The following is a 16,093-nucleotide window of genomic DNA, read 5'->3' as shown; positions in this document are numbered from 1 at the left end:
ATACATACCGAGCGGTATGTCGAGGCCTGCGCGAGGATGAGGCCATGGTCTGGGCAGATCGGGCAGCGGCCGCCGAGCACGCGATCCGGCATCGCCATCTGCGGCGGCTGTGGGGATTGCCGGGCACCGTGCTCGGCCGCAGTGGCTGGCCGCCCACCCTCGGCGATCGACTGCACCGGAACTGGAACTACTGGTGGCAGGCGCATCTGCTGGACTGTCTCGTCGATGCGGAACTGCGCGATCCCGATCCGGGGCGCAGGGCCACACTGCGCCGTTTCGTGCGCACGGTACGGCTGCGCAATTTCGGCAGCTGGATCAACGACTACTACGACGACATCGCCTGGCTCGCGCTGGCACTGCAACGGGTATCGGGGGTGACGGGCATCGACCTGAACGGCGCGTTGCGGCCGATTTTCGCGCGGCTGGGGGAAGGCTGGAGCTCCGACGCGGGCGGTGGGATCTGGTGGCGGCGTGGCGATACGTTCAAGAACGCGCCGGCAAACGGACCCGCCGCGATAGCGCACGCGCGGGCGGGGCAGATCGGCAGAGCCAGAGAATTGACGGAGTGGATGCGCGCTACGCTGGTCGACCCTTCCAGCGGACTGGTGTGGGACGGGGTGCGGGTCGACACCGGCGAGGTGGAGACCTACATCTACACCTACTGTCAGGGCGTCTATCTGGGCGCCTGTCTTGAACTGTCCGAAGTGGAGGAAGCTGCGCGAACGGTCGGCGCGGTGGCGGCGAACTGCGCTCCTGGCGGGGTGCTGCGAGGTCAGGGTGGCGGGGATGGTGGGCTGTTCGCCGGTGTCCTCGCCAGGTACCTGGCCCTCGCCGCGCTCAGGTTGCCGTCGGGTGTCGCCGTTGATGCCGCACGCGCACTGGTGCTCGGTTCCGCGCAAGCCTGCTGGGACAACGCAATCGCGGCTCCTGGTGGTCCACTGTTCGGTCCGGAATGGAGCGAGCCCGCGCCCGCTTCGGACGACCTACGTCAGCACCGGGCCCGCGATCTGTCCGTGCAACTCGGGGGCTGGCTGCTCCTGGAAGCAGCGGCCTCCCTGGAATAGCTCCTCGCGGCTCTCCCGCCCCTCCCGCCCTCAGCGGACCGACTGCGGGAGCGGTTGGGTCAGGAGAGTGGTGGTCAGGGGGTGCAGCCGCAGGATTGGCGGTGTCGCAGGGTCGGTGGCAGGCGCACGGTCTCCGGTTCACGTTCGGGGTCGGCGATACGCGCCAGCAGCAACCTGACCGCGTTCCGGCCGATGTCCTCCACCGGCTGCGCCATCGTCGTCAGTGGCGGCTCCACGAGGTCGGCCCATTCGGCGTCGTCGTACCCGACAATCGCGACGTCCCGGCCCACTCGCAGGCCACGTCGACGGGCCTCGTGCAGGACCCCGACCATCATCGAGTCGTTGGCCACCACTACCGCGGTCGGTCGGTCGGCGGAGTCCATCAGCGCACCCAAGGCGGCCGCACCACCGTCGCGTGAGGACTGTCCACAAACAACGAGATCTGAACTCCAGGTGCGTCCGCCCCTGCCCAGCCCCAGCCGGTACCCGAGCTTGCGTTCTTCGCTGGTGGTCAGGCCTGGTGCGCCCGAGATCAGTCCGACCCGCCGGTGCCCGAGCGCGGCGAGGTGCTCGGTGAGCGCCGAGGTCGCCTGGATACTTTCGGCACCCACCTGGTCGACGTCGCCGCGAGTCGCCACCCGGTCGACCAGCACGGTCGGCAGACCGAGCGAGACGAGTTCTCCGATCACCTTGCCGTCACCAGGGGCGGGAGTCAGCAGTAGTCCCTCCACGCGCCGCGCCCGCAGCGCCCGTACGGTCGACTGTTCCGTCTCCGCCGTGTCGTGCGTGTCGGCCAGCAGCACCGTGTATCCCGCCTCGGCGGCCTCCCGCTCGATGGCCTGCATCAGTACCGCGAAATACGGGTTGGCGAGCAGCGAGATGGCCACTCCGATCGAGCGAGTGCCCCCGGTGACCAGGGATCGGGCGATCACGTCCCCGGTGTAGCCGGTGGACTCGACGGCCGCGAGCACCGCGGCTCTCGTCTCTGGAGCGACCGCCCTCGTCCCGTTGACGACGTGTGAGACGGTGGTGATCGACACCCCGGCCAGTTCCGCGATATCGCGCTGGGTCGGTCTGGACGATCGTTGCGGCGGCATGGACGGCCCCCTTACTCCGCGTCGGTACGGCAATCGTTTGCGCAAACGCTTGCGCCTTACCCTATCTGTGGCTAACTTCCGGTTCATCCGGGACGGTCCGCGATGTGGAGGAGCGCGAACCCATGATCCTGCTGGCCGGCCTGTGCACCATCGACCTGGTGCAGCGGGTGAAGGACCTGCCCGCTCCCGGTGAGAAGGTGCAGTCCCGCTCGGTGGACATCGCAGCGGGCGGCCCCGCGACCAATGCCGCGGTCACCGTTGCCGCGCTCGGCGAGCACGCCCGGCTGCTGACCGTTCTCGGCGCACATCCGCTCGCCGAACTGGCCCGCGCCGACCTGACTGCCTGCGGGGTGGAGGTCGTCGATCTGCTGCCGGAGCACTCCTCCCCGCCTGCCGTCAGCGCCGTCGCCGTGCGCGAGCGCGACGGGGAGCGCACGGTCGTGTCCCACAATGCTGCCGCAGCCCCGCACTTTCCCGGGAAAGTGCCGGCTCAGGATGCGCACTTTCCCGGAAAAGTGCGGGCGGTGCTTGTGGACGGGCACCACGGCGAGGTGGCGCTGACCGTAGCGCGGTGGGCGCGTGCGCACGGCGTACCCGTGTTGCTCGACGCCGGGAGCTGGAAACCGGTGCTGACCGAACTGCTGCCACTGGTGGACGTCGCGGCCTGTTCGGCACACTTCCAGGCCCCGGCCGGAGCGCTCGACGAGGTGCCGTACGTGATCACCACGGCAGGACCGGATCCGGTGCGCTGGCGGTCCCGGACGGAACATGGCGAGGTCCCGGTCCCCACGGTGCACGCGCGTGACACGCTCGGCGCGGGCGACGTGTGGCACGGCGCGCTCGCCCACGCATGGGGCAGGCTGAGCCCACGACAGTCGATCGAGTTCGCGAACGAGGTGGCCGCCGAGCGGGTGCGTCATTCTGGAGCACGAAGCTGGGTAGGCCCGATACGGGCCGGAATGGGAGAGAAATGACGTCCTTCGACGATTTGCTGAGCAGGGCACAAGCGCTTGCGGACTCGGGCAAGCGCACCGTCCTCGGCATCACCGGCGCCCCGGCTTCCGGCAAGACGACGCTCGCCTGGCGCATCGCCGACGCGCTGGGCACCCGGGCCGCCGTTGTCGGTATGGACGGCTTCCACCTGGCCCAGGTCGAACTGTCCCGGCTCGGCCGCACCGACCGGAAGGGCGCGCCGGAAACCTTCGACGCGCACGGCTACGTCCATCTCGTCCGCAGGCTCAGCGACGGCACCGAGCCGGTCTACGCGCCCGAGTTCCGCAGGGAGATCGAGGAGCCGATTGCCGGCGCCGTCCCGGTGTCGCCCGAGGTGCAGGTGGTGATCACCGAGGGCAACTACCTGCTGCTCGACACCGAGCCGTGGGACCAGTTGCGGGCACTGCTGGACGAGGCGTGGTTCCTCGCCCCGAACGAGGACGAGCGGTTGGAGCGGCTGGTCAGCAGGCACCGGTACTACGGCCGCTCACTGGTGGAGGCCAAGCAGCGCGCCCTCGGCTCCGACCAGCGCAACGCGGACCTCATCCAGCCCACCGCGTCGAGGGCCGACGTGGTGGTGGAGGACATGCACCTGCAGAATTTTGCGGTCTAGGTCATGGGCGAAGCCGGAGTTCTCGTCGTCACGGGCGGGGCCCGCGGAATCGGTGCGGCCATCTGTGAGCTGGCCGCCGAGTACGGGTACGACGTGGTGGTCAACTACGCCGCCGACGACCTCGCGGCCGAGACGGTCGCGGATCGCGTGCGGGCGAAGGGGCGGCGTTGCGTCACCAGCCGCGCCGATGTGTCGAACGAGGACGAGGTGCTCGCCCTGTTCGACGCGGCCGTGGCTCTCGGTCCGCTCACCGGGCTGGTGAACAACGCCGCGATCACCGGCAACACTCCTGGCCGGCTGGACGAGCAGGATGCGAAGGCCTTTCGCCGGGTGCTGGACGTCAACGTCACCGGCACGTTCCTGTGTGCCAGGGAGGCGGTGCGCCGCATGTCGACCCGGTACGGCGGCGACGGCGGCACGATCGTGAACATCTCCTCCACCGCGGCGCGCACTGCCTCGGCGAACGAGTGGGTGCACTACGCGGCGAGCAAGGCCGCGGTCGAGACCATGACGGTGGGGCTCGCGCAGGAGGTGGCCCGCGAGGGCATCCGCGTCAACGCGGTCGCGCCGGGCACGGTCGAGACCGGTCTGCACGCGGCGGCGGGGATGCCTGATCGTCCGCAGCGTCTCGCGCCGTCCATCCCACTGGGCAGGCCCGGTCTTCCCGAGGAGGTCGCCGAGGCGGTCTTGTGGCTGCTGTCCGCGCGTTCGTCCTACGCGGTCGGCGCAGTGCTGACGGTCGGCGGGGGCCGCTGACGAAGTTATCCACAGGCGCTGTGGACAACGATCGTGGTTGTCCACAGGCTGGGAACAAAATAACGATCACCGGAAGTTCACCGGATACAGGTGACAGTGGCGCCGTGCAGGTACTTGGATAACGGGCCCGAGAGGGGTGAGAAAGGACGGGCGGTCAGCATGGCGGCACTGACATATGTGCATCATCTCGCCCTGACGGTCACCGACGTTGACCGCAGCGTGCCCTGGTACGAGCGGGTGCTCGACCTCGAGGAAGTCACCCGCCGTGAGGACGACCGGACGGGCCTGCGCAAGGTGTTGCTGCGGGCACGGGGCGACCACAACTCCGGTGTCGCGCTGGTACTCGTGCAGCACCCGGATCCGGCCCGGCCGGGGCCGCCGCTCGGTGCGGACAGCGGTTCGCGCTGGGGAGTGGCTTTCGACGAGCGGCGCACCGGCCTCGACCACGTGGCGTTCACGGTCGGTTCGCGAGCCGAACTCCTGGAGTGGGAGCAGCGCCTCGCCGAATACGGCGTGACCTACACCCCGGCCGCCCCGTCGCGCACCATGCCGGGCTCGGAGGTCGTGGTGTTTCGCGATCCCGACGGAATCCAGCTGGAGGTCTGGCTCGACCCGAAGTAGCCGGTTCAGGCGCGCGCGGCATCCTCTTCCGAGTACTCCATCGGCTTGCGCATCTCCTGGCGGTAGCGCCAGAAGCCGTATGCGGTGCCGACGACGAAGAAGATCACGCTTGCCCAGACCAGAGCGGTCTTCAGCCACGGCAGCACGTCGAGCAGACCTGCGCCGTAGTACCCGAGCAGCACCAGCGTGGGTACCCAGAGCAGCCCGCCCGCGGCCGTGGCCAGCATGAACCGTCGCGGGTCCATTCTGGCGGCCCCCGCGATCAACGGCGCCAGCGTCCGTACCCAGGGAATCCAGCGTGCGGCGACTATGGCGAAGAACCCCTTGCGGTCGAGGAAGGATCTCGCCCGCTCGAGGTTCTGCTTGTTGAGTACCTTGCCGCCCCGTCGGGCGATGAATCTCGTGCCGGTGTGTTTACCGACGTGATAACCCACCTGGTTGCCGATGATGGCGACCACGAGGGCCGCGATCGACAGCCCCCACGCGTGCTTGTCGGCGCCGTGCTGAGCGAGCACCACACCCGCGCCGAACAACAGCGAATCACCGGGGAGGAACAGTCCCACGATCAGGGCGCACTCGATGAAAACGAAACTGAGCACGATGATCCAGACGAGCAGCGGACCGGCTGTGTCCAACCAGCCCAGCCCGACTCCTGCCGCTTCAGCGTGCACAATACTCACACCGAAGAGCCTACGTGCCATCTTGGACGCCTCGTGCCGGGAACGCGTTAACGCGGCAGTGCTACACGCTCTGCGACCGAGTAAACGCGGTGTGTGGACACGGTTCTCGCCCCCGATGGGGACTACTTCCGCTCAGAGGACGGGCAGCGTCTCGCCCTGCACCGCCTGGATGTCGATCTCGATCTTCACCGTGGTCCCGATCGCTGCCACGCCGGCCCGCACCAAGGTGTTGTAGTCGATGGCGAAGTCGTTGCGCCGCAACAAGGTCTCCGCGTGGAACGCTGCGCGCACGCCGCCCCACGGGTCCGGCCCGAAGCCGCCGTAGCGCAGGTCGAGTTCGATCTCCCTGCGCTGCCCGTGCAGGCTCAGTTCACCCCGCAGCACCCAGGTGTCCGTCCCGGTCGCGCGCATGCTGGTGCTGGTGAACTCGATCAGCGGGTAGACGTCGACGTCCAGGAAGTCCGGCGACCGCAAATGGTCGTCGCGCATCTTGATGCCGGTGTCGATCCCGGCGGCCTGGATCTGCGCCCGCACGGACGACTGTTCGACCGGACGGCCCACCTCGATCCGCCCTGCGAGATCGCTGAACCTGGCCTTGATGCTGGCGATCCCCAGGTGGCGGGCGGTGGCCACGACCGAGGAGTGCATCGGGTCGATCACCCAGGGCCCCGCGGGCGGGAGCTTGACCGCCCCCGCCGCGGGTTCGAGGACGACCTCGCCGAGCGAGCCGCCGCCGTCCGAACGGATCTGCGCCGTCCTGGCGACCGGCAGATACCCGGCCGCGGTCAGCACCGCGGTGTAGACGCCGGGGGGAAGTGGTTCGGTGACCACCGCCCCCGTGGCGTCCGCGGGGACCCTGGCGACCTGCTTGCCGCTCATGTCGGTCACCGTCAGCGTCGTGTTCTCGACCGCGAAGCCCTCGCTGGTCCGGACGTGCACCCGCAGCCCGTCGCCCATCAGCGGTCGGCTCCCGCACCCAGCCCGTCCAGCGCCTGGTCGTAACCGAGGCGGACGTCGTGGACGACCTCACCGGAGGACTCCGCACCGAGTGCGACCTGGCTGGTCGCGGGCGGGTAGCCGCTGGCCACCACGGTGTACTCACCGATCGGCAGGTCGCTGACCGCGTAGCGGCCCTCGCCGTCCGTCCTGGTCACGGCGGCCACATTGCCCTCGGGATCGAGCACGGTGATCCGCGCGTCGGGCACCGGCCGGTCATCTCCGGTCCGGGCGACACCCGCCAGCAGTACGGCACCGGCCAGTTCGACATCGTGGTTCAGCACGCCGGTGTCCGGCACGGTCAGCGTTGTCGCCACCGGCCGCAACCGCTCGCCGCTGGCCACCAGCGTGTAGGTACCGGCGCTCACCCCGTGGAAGGAGTACAGACCGTCGGCCTGGGTGATGTAGGCGCCGGTGACCTCGCCGCGCTCGTCGGTCAGGGTCACCGTCGCCGAGGCCAGCGGGGTGCCCTGCCCACTGAGGCGCACCACGCCGGTGACGCCGCCGGAGCCGGTCAGCGTGATGTCCACGCCTGCCGGAGTGTCGCCGACGACGATGCTGGAGGCCTGCGGCTGGTGTCCGGTGGCGGAGACGATGAGCACGTAGGCGCCCGGTCCCGGCGTGGACACGTCGAAGCTGCCGTCGGCGTGCCCGGTGCCCCGGGAGACCTGGCGTCCGCGCTGGTCGATGAGGGTCAGCGCGGCACCTGGCACCGAGGAGCCGTCCGGTCGCCGGACGTGCCCGGTGATCGGCTGCCCACCGGTGTCGACAGTGCTTCCGCCGGCACCGTTGGTGATCGGCGCGCCCGCGGCCTGGTACTCGCCGTGCCCGTTGCTCTCGGCTCGCCAGTGCCTGCCCGCCGCGACCAGTTCGGGCTCGCGGTCGTCCTCGCTGTCCATGACGGTCACGGTGGCGGTCTCGGTCTCCCCGTCGAGCAGTGCCTCGCCACCCTCCACGGGAGCCGCTGCGGCGGTCGAGCCGCCTGCCAGCGGGATCTCCTTCATGAACAGCAGCACCAGGAAGGCCAGCGCCGCGACGCCCGCACCGATGTAGAACACGGTGCTGATCGACTCGGTGAAGCCGATGAAGAACGGCCGCGCCTGCTCGATCGGAAGGCTGCTCAGGAACGAGGAGTCCTGCATGATGTCGCCGCCCGCGCTGTTGATCGCCCCGGCCGGGAATCCGGCGTCGGCGAAGGCGGACCTGATGTTGTCGGTCAGTGTGCTGAACAGGATCGACAGGAACACCGCGACACCCAGCGTGCCGCCGATCTGCCGGAAGAACGTGGCGGAGGCCGTGGAGACACCCATGTCCCGGCGGGGCCCCGCGTTCTGCACGGCGATGATCAGCGTCTGCATGCAGCCACCGAGCCCGAGCCCGATCACCAGCATGTACGTCAGCGGCTGCCAGATCGGGGAGTTCCATTCGACCTGGGCGAACAGCACCAGCCCGACGGTCATCAGCGCGGTGCCGATGACGGGGAAGATCTTGTAGCGACCGGTTCGCGAGGTGAGCTGACCGGAGATCACCGACGCCGACATGATGCCGACCATCAGCGGCAGCATCAGCAGGCCCGACTCTGTCGGCGTGAAGCCCTGGACGATCTGCAGGTACTGCGGGATCAGCGTGATCGAACCGAACATGGCGACGCCGACGATCACGCCGCCGACGATCGCGACGCTGAACGTGGAGTTACGGAACAGCCGGAGTGGGATCAGTGCGGCGTCCTTCATCCGGTTCTCGATGAACAGGAAGAGCACGAGGCCGAACGCGCCGATGCCGTAGCAGGCAAGGGCACGGCCGGAGTCCCAGCCCCACTCGCGGCCCTGTTCGGCGATCAGCAGCAGCGGCACGAGGGCGATCACCAGCGCCAGCGCGCCCCACCAGTCGATCTTGTGGGTCTGGCGCTGGTGCGGGACGTTGAGCACCTTGGCGACGACGAACAGCGCGATAGCGCCGAGCGGCACGTTCACCAGGAACACCCAGCGCCAGCCTTCGATGCCCGCGAAGGAGTCAATTCCGGCGAAGAAGCCACCGAGTACCGGCCCGAGCACCGTGGAGGTGCCGAACACGGCGATGAAGTAGCCCTGGTACTTGGCCCGCTGCCGGGCCGGCACGACGTCGCCGAGGATGGTCAGGGCAAGCGACATCAGACCACCGGCGCCGAGACCCTGGATGGCGCGGAACGCGGCGAGTTGGTACATCGACTGCGCGAAGGTGGCGGCGACGGAACCGGCCACGAAGATCGTGATGGCCGCCAGATAGAACGGCTTGCGGCCATAGATATCGGACAGCTTGCCGTAGAGCGGGGTCGCGATGGTCGCGGTGATCAGGTACGCGGTGGTGATCCACGCCTGCAGGCTCAGCCCGTCGAGGTCGTCGGCGATGGTCCGGATCGACGTCCCGACGATGGTCTGGTCCAGCGCCGCGAGGAACATGCCGGTCATCAGGCCGATCAGGATCACGACGATCTGCCGGTGAGTCAGGTTCGGCCCGTCCGACTCGTCCGGTGCGGCCGCCGGCGATCGTTCGGCGGTGGTGCTCATGCGTGGTCCCCCTGGTTCTGGTCCGTCTGCTGTGCCGAAGCGAGTTCGGCGATATGCGGGATGCTGGATTCGATGTCGCTGTTGAGCCGGTCGAACAGGGTGTTGAGCGTGGCTCGATCGCCCTCCGGCCAGTCGGCGACTATTCGGGCCAGCCACAGGTTGCGTTGCCTGCGGTTCTCCTCGAATACCCGCATGCCCTCATCGGTCACGTCGAGCAGGCACGCGCGCCCGTCCTCGGGGTCGGCGGTGCGCTCGATCAGGCCGTGCTGCACCAGGGCGCTGCTCTGCCTGCTGATCGTCGAGATGTCGGAGTGCAACGACTCGGCGAGCTTGCTGGTCCGCTGCGGGCCGTCGTGCACGAGGGTGAACAGGAGTGCGTAGGCCGCACGCTCGATCCCGTCCGGCCCCTGCTTCGCGACCTGGGACTTCACGTAGGTGATGAGCCGCACGAAGCGGACGAGCTGGCCGCCCAGTTCGTCGGCGCCGGCCAGATCGGCCTCGGTGGGCTGGTGCGCGGGCGCGTAGCCCTGCGTCGCGAAAGATGTCATGGCGGGTCTCTCGTGCGAGGAATGTCTTAATTGACGACTACAACTAGTTGCCTGAGGCAAGGATGTCCTCGGCGGAGATGGTTGCGCAAGTCAAATAACAGGCTTTGTGGTCGACGCCACGTTAGTTGTCACACGCAAGTGTTAGGCCCAGCCGATGTAGCCGCTACCTCGGGCACTGAACCTCCCGGCGATGTACAACCGCAGTAGTACGGGGGATTCAGGGGTCGAATTTCCGGGTCTTGACCAGGGCTTTTCCCGAAGCGACGGGACCGATCCGGCTGGTCTTCTCAAAGGGTGAAAGCGAATCCCGCATGGCCCCGGCGCGTCTGGCGCCGGCGCGGCCCGTTCGGCAAGCTCGTCCTGCTCCTGGTGCTCGCCCTCGTGCCGGCCGGCGTTTTCGTCGCCGGGGCGTTCGCCGTCACCTACCTCAACTCGAAGACCAGCAACGTCGGCGAACTGGCGTTCGACAACCCGGTAGCCGTTCCGCCGGTGCTCGAACCGCGAGTGGACGCCGACGGCCGCAAGCACTTCGACCTGCGTCTGCAGACCGGCCGCAGTGAACTCCTGCCCGGCCGCAGTACCGAGACCTGGGGTGTGAACGGCGCCTACCTCGGCCCGACGATCCGTGCGCGCACCGGTGACGACGTCACCATGCACGTCCGCAACGACCTGCCCGAGGCGTCGTCACTGCACTGGCACGGCATGCGCCTGCCCGCGAAGATGGACGGCGGCCCACATCAGGAGGTCGCGCCCGGCGCGACCTGGTCTCCACACTGGACGGTCAAACAGCCCGCGGCGAGTCTCTGGTATCACCCGCATCCCCATGGGAAGACGGCGAAGCACGTCTACCGGGGCGTGTCGGGCATGTTCCTCGTCGATGACGCCGAATCCGACGGGCTCGAACTGCCGGACGAGTACGGCGTGGACGACATTCCGCTGGTCATTCAGGACAAGAAATTCACCGAGGACGGTGAACTGGCCTCCGGCAACGAGTCCATATTGGACGAATCGGTGTCCGGGGAGACCGGCATCCTCGGCGACACGATTCTGGTCAACGGGACGCACGATCCGCATTTCCAGGCGTCCCGGACACTGACCCGGTTGCGGGTGCTCAACGGCTCGCCCGCCCGCATCTACAACCTCGGTTTCGACGACGGTCGCAGCTTCCGGGTGATCGGTACCGACAGCGGCCTGCTGCCCGCGCCGCAGGAGCGGGAGCGCGTCGTGGTGTCGCCCGGTGAACGGGTGGAACTGTTGGTGCGCTTGGAACCGGGCGAGTCTCCCGTCCTGCGCAGTTTCCCCGGCGGTGTCGGCGCCGGTTTTCCCCAGGACCGGCTGTCGGGCGGCGATGACACGTTCGACCTCATCCAGCTACGTGCTCCGACGACGCTCGAGCCCAGCCAGGACATCCCGGAGAAGCTCGCGGAGGGCGAGCGGCTCACGGCGCCGCCGGACGCGCGGGTGCGCGAGTTCAAGCTCGGCGGAACCAGCCGCATCAACGGCGAGCGGATGGACATGGCGCGTATCGACGAGGTGGTGCCCGCGGGCGCCATCGAGGTCTGGGAGGTGCGCGGGGGCGGGAACCCGCACAGCTTCCACATCCACGACGTCGCGTTCCGCATCCTGGATATCGACGGCGAACCGCCGCCCGCCTGGCTGGCCGGGCGCAAGGACACCGTGTATCTGCCGCCGGGCAAACGGGTCAGGCTCGTGGTGGAGTTCGGCACGGACGTCGACCCCGAGGTTCCGTACATGTACCACTGCCACCTGCTCTATCACGAGGACAACGGCATGATGGGCCAGTTCGTGATCGTCGAGCCCGGCCGGGAGGACGAGGTGCCGCGCACACTCGACATGGACGGACACCACCACGGCCACGGCTGACCTCAGCCTCGCCAGCGCGTCCGGATCGAACCGAGCAGCTCACCCTTGCCCGCCGACGTCACGCCGGTCCGCCACACCGCGACCACCCACGTGCCGTGGCCCTTGTACTCCCGTCCGCGGTCTGGTCGCACTTTCTCGGGAAAGTGTCGCTTGCCGGTACATAGGTGTCGCGTGCTCAGCTCGGCACGTCAAGAGCCGGAACCTGAGTTCACCTGGGTACCTCATAGACGGGTGGTACAAGTCACACAGTAGCTCTGTCAGGGATTTGGGCGCTGTCTCGTTCAGGGGGCGAGCGAACAGACAGGAGCAGGAAAATGCGGCATCGCATCATCGTCCTCGGAGCCGGGTACGCCGGAGCCTCCGCCGCCGGATACCTCGCCCGCCACCTCCACCCCGGCGACTTCGAGGTCACGGTCGTCAACGCCGAACCCGACTTCGTCGAGCGGATTCGGCTGCATCAACTCGCCGCAGGCCAGGATCCGCGCCGTTATGAACTGGCGAAGATGTTCGGGAGCACGGGCATCCGACTGCGAGTGGCGCAAGTAACCGCTGTCGACGCCGAGCACCGGGTCGTCACCGTGACCGACGGCGAGGTCACTGAGCAGCTCGAGTACGACACTCTTCTTTACTCGCTCGGCAGCACCGCCGCCGACCACGGTGTTCCGGGGGTTAACGAGCACGCGTTCCATATCGCTGGACGGCAGGCGGCGTTGCGCCTGCGTCAGCGGTTGGATGAGTTGGGGGAGAAAGGAACGGTGCTGGTTGTGGGCGGCAACCTGACCGCGATCGAAGCCGCGACCGAGATCGCCGAGTTCCGGCCAGGACTCCAGGTCACCCTCGCGACCAGCGGCGAGTTGGGGGGTTGGCTCGGCCTGAAGGCTCGCCGTCACCTACTGCGGGCCTTCGACCGGCTCGGCGTCCAGGTCCACGAGCACACCACCATCGACCGTGTCGAGGCGACGGGAGCTGTCGCCGTTAACGGCACTACCTTCCTGGCCGACGCGACCGTGTGGGCCGCAGGCTTCACCGCCCACCCCATCGCCGCAGCCAGCGGTCTCGCCGTCGAGGACGACGGCCGGATCACCGTCGACCGCATGATGCGGTCGGTCTCGCACCCGGAGGTCTACGCCGCGGGCGACAGCGCCTACGCCATGGGCGAGAACGGTCAACCGCTGCCGATGTCCTGCGCTTCGGCTGGGTTCACCAGGATGCAGGCGACGGCCGCGATCATCGGCGAGCTGACCGGTCGCAAAATCTCGAAAACCCCGCTCGCGTACCTCGGCAACTGCATCAGTCTTGGCCAGAAGGACGCGATCTTCCAGGTGGTCGATGGCGATGCGCGGTCGAAGTCCTGGTCCCTGCGCGGCCGTCCGGCCGCGCATGTCAAGGCAGCCGTGCTCAGAGGCACCGCGTGGAACATGAATCACCCGACCTACGGTCTGCCGGCCCGCAAGCACCATTTGGCAACCACGTCCGATCGCTCCGCTGAGGCAGCAGCCGTCTAGCGTGCCCTATATGGACACTGCCACCGTGGAGCGTTTCGAGGCCAACCGGGACCGGTTGGCCTCGTTGGCGTACCGGCTGCTCGGCTCGGCCGCTGACGCCGAGGACGCCGTGCAAGACGCGTTCCTTCGCTGGCAGGCGGCCGACCAAGCCCACATCGAGGTGCCCGAGGCATGGCTGACCAAGGTAGTCACCAACCTGTCCCTCGACCGGCTCCGTTCGGCGAAGATGCGGCACGAACGCGCGGTCGGCGAATGGCTACCCGAACCGCTCCTTGAGGGCGACCCGATGCTGGGCCCGGCCGACACCGTCGAGCAGCGGGAATCAGTGACGCTGGCAATGCTGACGCTGCTGGAACGCCTGCCGCCGATCGAGCGGGCCGTCTATGTTCTGCGCGAGGCCTTTTCCTACAGCCACGCCGAGATCGCCGAGATCCTCGACATCACCGAGTCCGCGAGCCAGCAGCACGCCCACCGGGCCCGGCGCCATGTCGCCACCGAGCGCAACGTCACTGAAGTCAACGGCGCCGCCGCGCGCCGAATCGTCGAGGCATTCGTCAACGCCGCGTCCTCGGGCCGCACAGAACGGCTGGTGGCCTTGCTGACCGACGACGCGACCGCGGTCACGGACGGCGCCGGGTTGGCCACGAAACTGATGCGTGTTTCCGGCCCCGCGCGTATTGCTTCGGTTTTGCGAGCTGGCTTCAGACCGACACCGGCGAAGCGGAAACTGGCCGGTGGCTCGCCCGCGATCCACGCCTCCGTCGTCAACGGCTCCCCAGCGGTGATCGCGACGCTCGACGACCGGGTTCTGGGCGCGGTGATCCTCGAGGTTCGTGGCGACAAGATCGCGGCCGTGCACGGTATGGCTTCCCCTGCCCGGCTCGGCCGCCTCACCGAGGAATGGCGTCGGCGCGAGCACGACGTCCCCCTGATCGAATCGTGGTGACCGGGAACCTCCGGGAAATTCGTCCGCGTCACCAGCACGCTGAGCATGCGCGAGGGACGGACGGCCACGGCTGACCTCAGCCCCGCCAGCGCATCCGGATCGAACCGAGCAGCTCACCCTTGCCCGCCGACGTCACGCCGGTCCGCCACACCGCGACCACCCACGTGCCGTGGTGCGCGCGAGCACGAGCGAGGTAGTCCTCCGCGCAGGCGCGGGTGTAGCGCGCGAACCACTGCTCGCGGGTGACGCCCTTGTGCTTCAGTGTCCATCCGGCGTCCTCCACCAGCTCGGTGTGCTCGTGCAGGCGGTGTCCTTTCGCGAGTTCGCGGCGGTATTCGATGCGTTGCCAGTAGTCCCAGGTCGGCATTGCGTTGAGGATGCGAACGGAACGGCGCCGTGCGTGCGTCATGGTGTAATTACTGGTGACGATATGCTTGCCACGCACCGGTCAGTAGACTGGAGGAAGTGAACCCGGCAGCCTTCCGGACGGTGGGTGGGCCGGGTTTCGCGTGCACGTTCCGTAGTAGCGGTGACAGCGGGCCCCAGTTCGAGGCTTGAGTCCAGGAGCTTCTTGCGGCGCTCCCCCTTGGTGTCCCGCACTTTCCCGGGAAAGTGCGGGTCCGAACGTCCGGGAATTCGTCGACGAATTCCCGCGTTGAGTGAGCCATGGCACAGGATCAGGCGCTCCACGACCTTCTCGCCTCGCGCATGCTCAGCGTGCTGGTGACGCTCAAGCGGGACGGACGGCCGCAGCTGTCCAACGTCCTGCACCACTACGACCGGGACGCGGGCGTCGTTCGCGTTTCGCTCACGGACGGCAGGGCGAAGACCAAGAACGCACGTCGCGACCCGCGCGTCAGCCTGCACGTGTCCAGTGCGGACGGCTGGGCCTACGCCGTCGCCGAGGGCACCGCCGAGCTGTCGGAGGTCGCTCGCGACCCGCAGGACGCGGCGGTCGAGGAGCTCGTGCAGCTCTACCGCGATCTCCAGGGCGAGCACCCGGACTGGGACGAGTACCGCGCCGCGATGGTCGCCGAAGGCAGGCTGGTGCTGCGCCTGCGCGTCGAGCGCGTCTACGGCATGGCAGGCGGCTGAGGTCGCTACTCGCGGAACGCCAGGTCCTTGGCCGCCAGTTCCTCGCGCAGGATCCGGATCGCCTTCGGGCCGACGCCGTGCAGCGCCAGGAGGTCGGCCTCCCTGGCCTCGGTGAGTTGCTCCAGCCTGGTGTATCCGGCGGTGGTCAGCGCCCTGGTCGCCGGGCGGCCTATCGCGCGCGGAAGTTCGCTGTCGGGGCCATCAGTTGTCATGACTGTCCCTCCGTGCGTTCGTCGAGGTGCCCGAGCATCTCCCGGATCCATGGACGGAAACCGAGGCGTTCGTAGAGTTGTACCGCTCCCGCGTTGGCTTCCATGACGCTGACCGACCAGTACCCGCAGCCACGCCGACGCAGCTCGTCCCGGCACGCGTCGAGCAGGGCGGTGCCGACTCCATGACTGCGCACGTCGGCGGCCACGACCAGTGACTCCACCTCGCCACGAATACCACCGAGATCGAAGGTGGGTCCTGAGGCCATGAGCCGGCCGAAGGCGTAGCCGACCGGGGCTTCGACGTTGCCGGTCCTGGCGATGAGCAAGAAGCCGGTGCTGTCCTCGAGCCACTTCCGGTACTCACGTTGGCGCAGGTCCCACGACAGCTCCTGCTCCCGCACCGGCCAGTCGTCTGCGGCGACCGAACGATGGTGTTCGACCATTGCCTTCCACAGCGGTGCCAGCAGGTCGACGTCGTCGGCGTCACCCTTCGCGACCTCGATGTCCATGGTGGCGACGGTAAAGGACGGCTACGAC

At 68.3% G+C, this 16,093-nt stretch carries 18 protein-coding genes; 9 read left to right on the top strand and 9 right to left on the bottom strand.

What is annotated here, in order from left to right; translation table 11 throughout:
- Positions 1–44 precede the first annotated feature (44 nt).
- Positions 45–1,064, top strand: a complete 1,020-nt coding sequence (locus BM199_RS01585; RefSeq protein ID WP_091668323.1) for a glycoside hydrolase family 76 protein — start codon at positions 45–47, stop codon at positions 1,062–1,064.
- A gap of 74 nt (positions 1,065–1,138) precedes the next feature.
- Here the strand turns inward: BM199_RS01585 and BM199_RS01580 are convergent, their stop codons facing one another.
- Complete coding sequence (locus tag BM199_RS01580; protein WP_091668320.1) at positions 1,139–2,161, bottom strand: LacI family DNA-binding transcriptional regulator; 1,023 nt, start codon at positions 2,159–2,161, stop codon at positions 1,139–1,141.
- Between the two features lie 122 nt (positions 2,162–2,283).
- Here BM199_RS01580 and BM199_RS01575 point away from each other — a divergent pair, with 122 nt between their 5' ends.
- The 4 genes from BM199_RS01575 to BM199_RS01560 all read left to right on the top strand — a co-directional run bounded on the left by BM199_RS01575 (position 2,284) and on the right by BM199_RS01560 (position 5,144).
- The gene (locus BM199_RS01575; protein ID WP_091668318.1) at positions 2,284–3,135 is read left to right on the top strand and encodes a PfkB family carbohydrate kinase; all 852 of its coding nucleotides are present in this window, start codon (positions 2,284–2,286) and stop codon (positions 3,133–3,135) included.
- Complete coding sequence (locus BM199_RS01570; RefSeq protein WP_091668315.1) at positions 3,132–3,767, top strand: nucleoside/nucleotide kinase family protein; 636 nt, start codon at positions 3,132–3,134, stop codon at positions 3,765–3,767. Before BM199_RS01575 ends, BM199_RS01570 begins: the two co-directional genes overlap by 4 nt.
- Before the next feature lie 3 nt (positions 3,768–3,770).
- A complete protein-coding gene (locus BM199_RS01565; protein ID WP_091668312.1) occupies positions 3,771–4,523 on the top strand; it encodes an SDR family oxidoreductase in 753 nt (250 codons plus the stop codon).
- Between the two features lie 159 nt (positions 4,524–4,682).
- Positions 4,683–5,144, top strand: coding sequence for a VOC family protein (locus BM199_RS01560; protein ID WP_091668309.1), 462 nt, complete (start codon positions 4,683–4,685; stop codon positions 5,142–5,144).
- Between the two features lie 5 nt (positions 5,145–5,149).
- On the opposite strand, the gene BM199_RS01555 is transcribed toward BM199_RS01560, so the two are convergent.
- The 4 genes from BM199_RS01555 to BM199_RS01540 all read right to left on the bottom strand — a co-directional run bounded on the left by BM199_RS01555 (position 5,150) and on the right by BM199_RS01540 (position 9,914).
- On the bottom strand, positions 5,150–5,824 hold the full coding sequence (locus tag BM199_RS01555; RefSeq protein WP_091669613.1) for a DedA family protein: 675 nt from the start codon (positions 5,822–5,824) through the stop codon (positions 5,150–5,152).
- 132 nt (positions 5,825–5,956) lie between these two features.
- Entirely contained in the window at positions 5,957–6,781 is an 825-nt protein-coding gene (locus tag BM199_RS01550; protein WP_091668306.1) for a YceI family protein, read from the bottom strand.
- The gene (locus BM199_RS01545; RefSeq protein ID WP_091668303.1) at positions 6,781–9,366 is read right to left on the bottom strand and encodes an MFS transporter; all 2,586 of its coding nucleotides are present in this window, start codon (positions 9,364–9,366) and stop codon (positions 6,781–6,783) included. Before BM199_RS01545 ends, BM199_RS01550 begins: the two co-directional genes overlap by 1 nt.
- Positions 9,363–9,914: a MarR family winged helix-turn-helix transcriptional regulator gene (locus BM199_RS01540; protein ID WP_091668300.1), complete on the bottom strand. Its 552-nt coding sequence runs from the start codon at positions 9,912–9,914 to the stop codon at positions 9,363–9,365. Before BM199_RS01540 ends, BM199_RS01545 begins: the two co-directional genes overlap by 4 nt.
- Positions 9,915–10,208: 294 nt before the next feature.
- Between BM199_RS01540 and BM199_RS01535 the strand changes: the two genes are divergently transcribed.
- Entirely contained in the window at positions 10,209–11,798 is a 1,590-nt protein-coding gene (locus BM199_RS01535) for a multicopper oxidase family protein (protein WP_245788070.1), read from the top strand.
- 2 nt (positions 11,799–11,800) lie between these two features.
- On the opposite strand, the gene BM199_RS34890 is transcribed toward BM199_RS01535, so the two are convergent.
- On the bottom strand, positions 11,801–11,929 hold the full coding sequence (locus BM199_RS34890) for a hypothetical protein (protein ID WP_281245646.1): 129 nt from the start codon (positions 11,927–11,929) through the stop codon (positions 11,801–11,803).
- Positions 11,930–12,112: 183 nt separating this feature from the next.
- Here BM199_RS34890 and BM199_RS01530 point away from each other — a divergent pair, with 183 nt between their 5' ends.
- Together BM199_RS01530 and sigJ are read left to right on the top strand one after the other, a co-directional pair.
- Positions 12,113–13,303 (top strand): NAD(P)/FAD-dependent oxidoreductase, encoded by a 1,191-nt coding sequence (locus BM199_RS01530; protein ID WP_091668298.1) that lies wholly within the window; start codon positions 12,113–12,115, stop codon positions 13,301–13,303.
- A gap of 10 nt (positions 13,304–13,313) precedes the next feature.
- Complete coding sequence (gene sigJ, locus BM199_RS01525; RefSeq protein ID WP_091668295.1) at positions 13,314–14,249, top strand: RNA polymerase sigma factor SigJ; 936 nt, start codon at positions 13,314–13,316, stop codon at positions 14,247–14,249.
- Between the two features lie 76 nt (positions 14,250–14,325).
- Here the strand turns inward: sigJ and BM199_RS01520 are convergent, their stop codons facing one another.
- Entirely contained in the window at positions 14,326–14,616 is a 291-nt protein-coding gene (locus BM199_RS01520) for a hypothetical protein (protein ID WP_143101740.1), read from the bottom strand.
- 299 nt (positions 14,617–14,915) lie between these two features.
- Here BM199_RS01520 and BM199_RS01515 point away from each other — a divergent pair, with 299 nt between their 5' ends.
- Positions 14,916–15,344, top strand: coding sequence for a PPOX class F420-dependent oxidoreductase (locus BM199_RS01515; RefSeq protein ID WP_091668290.1), 429 nt, complete (start codon positions 14,916–14,918; stop codon positions 15,342–15,344).
- A gap of 5 nt (positions 15,345–15,349) precedes the next feature.
- Here the strand turns inward: BM199_RS01515 and BM199_RS01510 are convergent, their stop codons facing one another.
- Both BM199_RS01510 and BM199_RS01505 read right to left on the bottom strand, forming a co-directional pair.
- On the bottom strand, positions 15,350–15,556 hold the full coding sequence (locus BM199_RS01510; protein ID WP_091668287.1) for a helix-hairpin-helix domain-containing protein: 207 nt from the start codon (positions 15,554–15,556) through the stop codon (positions 15,350–15,352).
- On the bottom strand, positions 15,553–16,065 hold the full coding sequence (locus BM199_RS01505; protein ID WP_091668285.1) for a GNAT family N-acetyltransferase: 513 nt from the start codon (positions 16,063–16,065) through the stop codon (positions 15,553–15,555). The genes BM199_RS01510 and BM199_RS01505 overlap by 4 nt, the downstream gene beginning before the upstream one ends.
- Positions 16,066–16,093 lie beyond the last annotated feature (28 nt).

The organism is Amycolatopsis marina (assembly GCF_900111885.1).
Taxonomy (GTDB): domain Bacteria; phylum Actinomycetota; class Actinomycetes; order Mycobacteriales; family Pseudonocardiaceae; genus Amycolatopsis; species Amycolatopsis marina.
The sequence above is the reverse complement of the archived record's forward strand: the minus strand, read 5'-3'. Positions and strand labels throughout refer to the sequence as shown.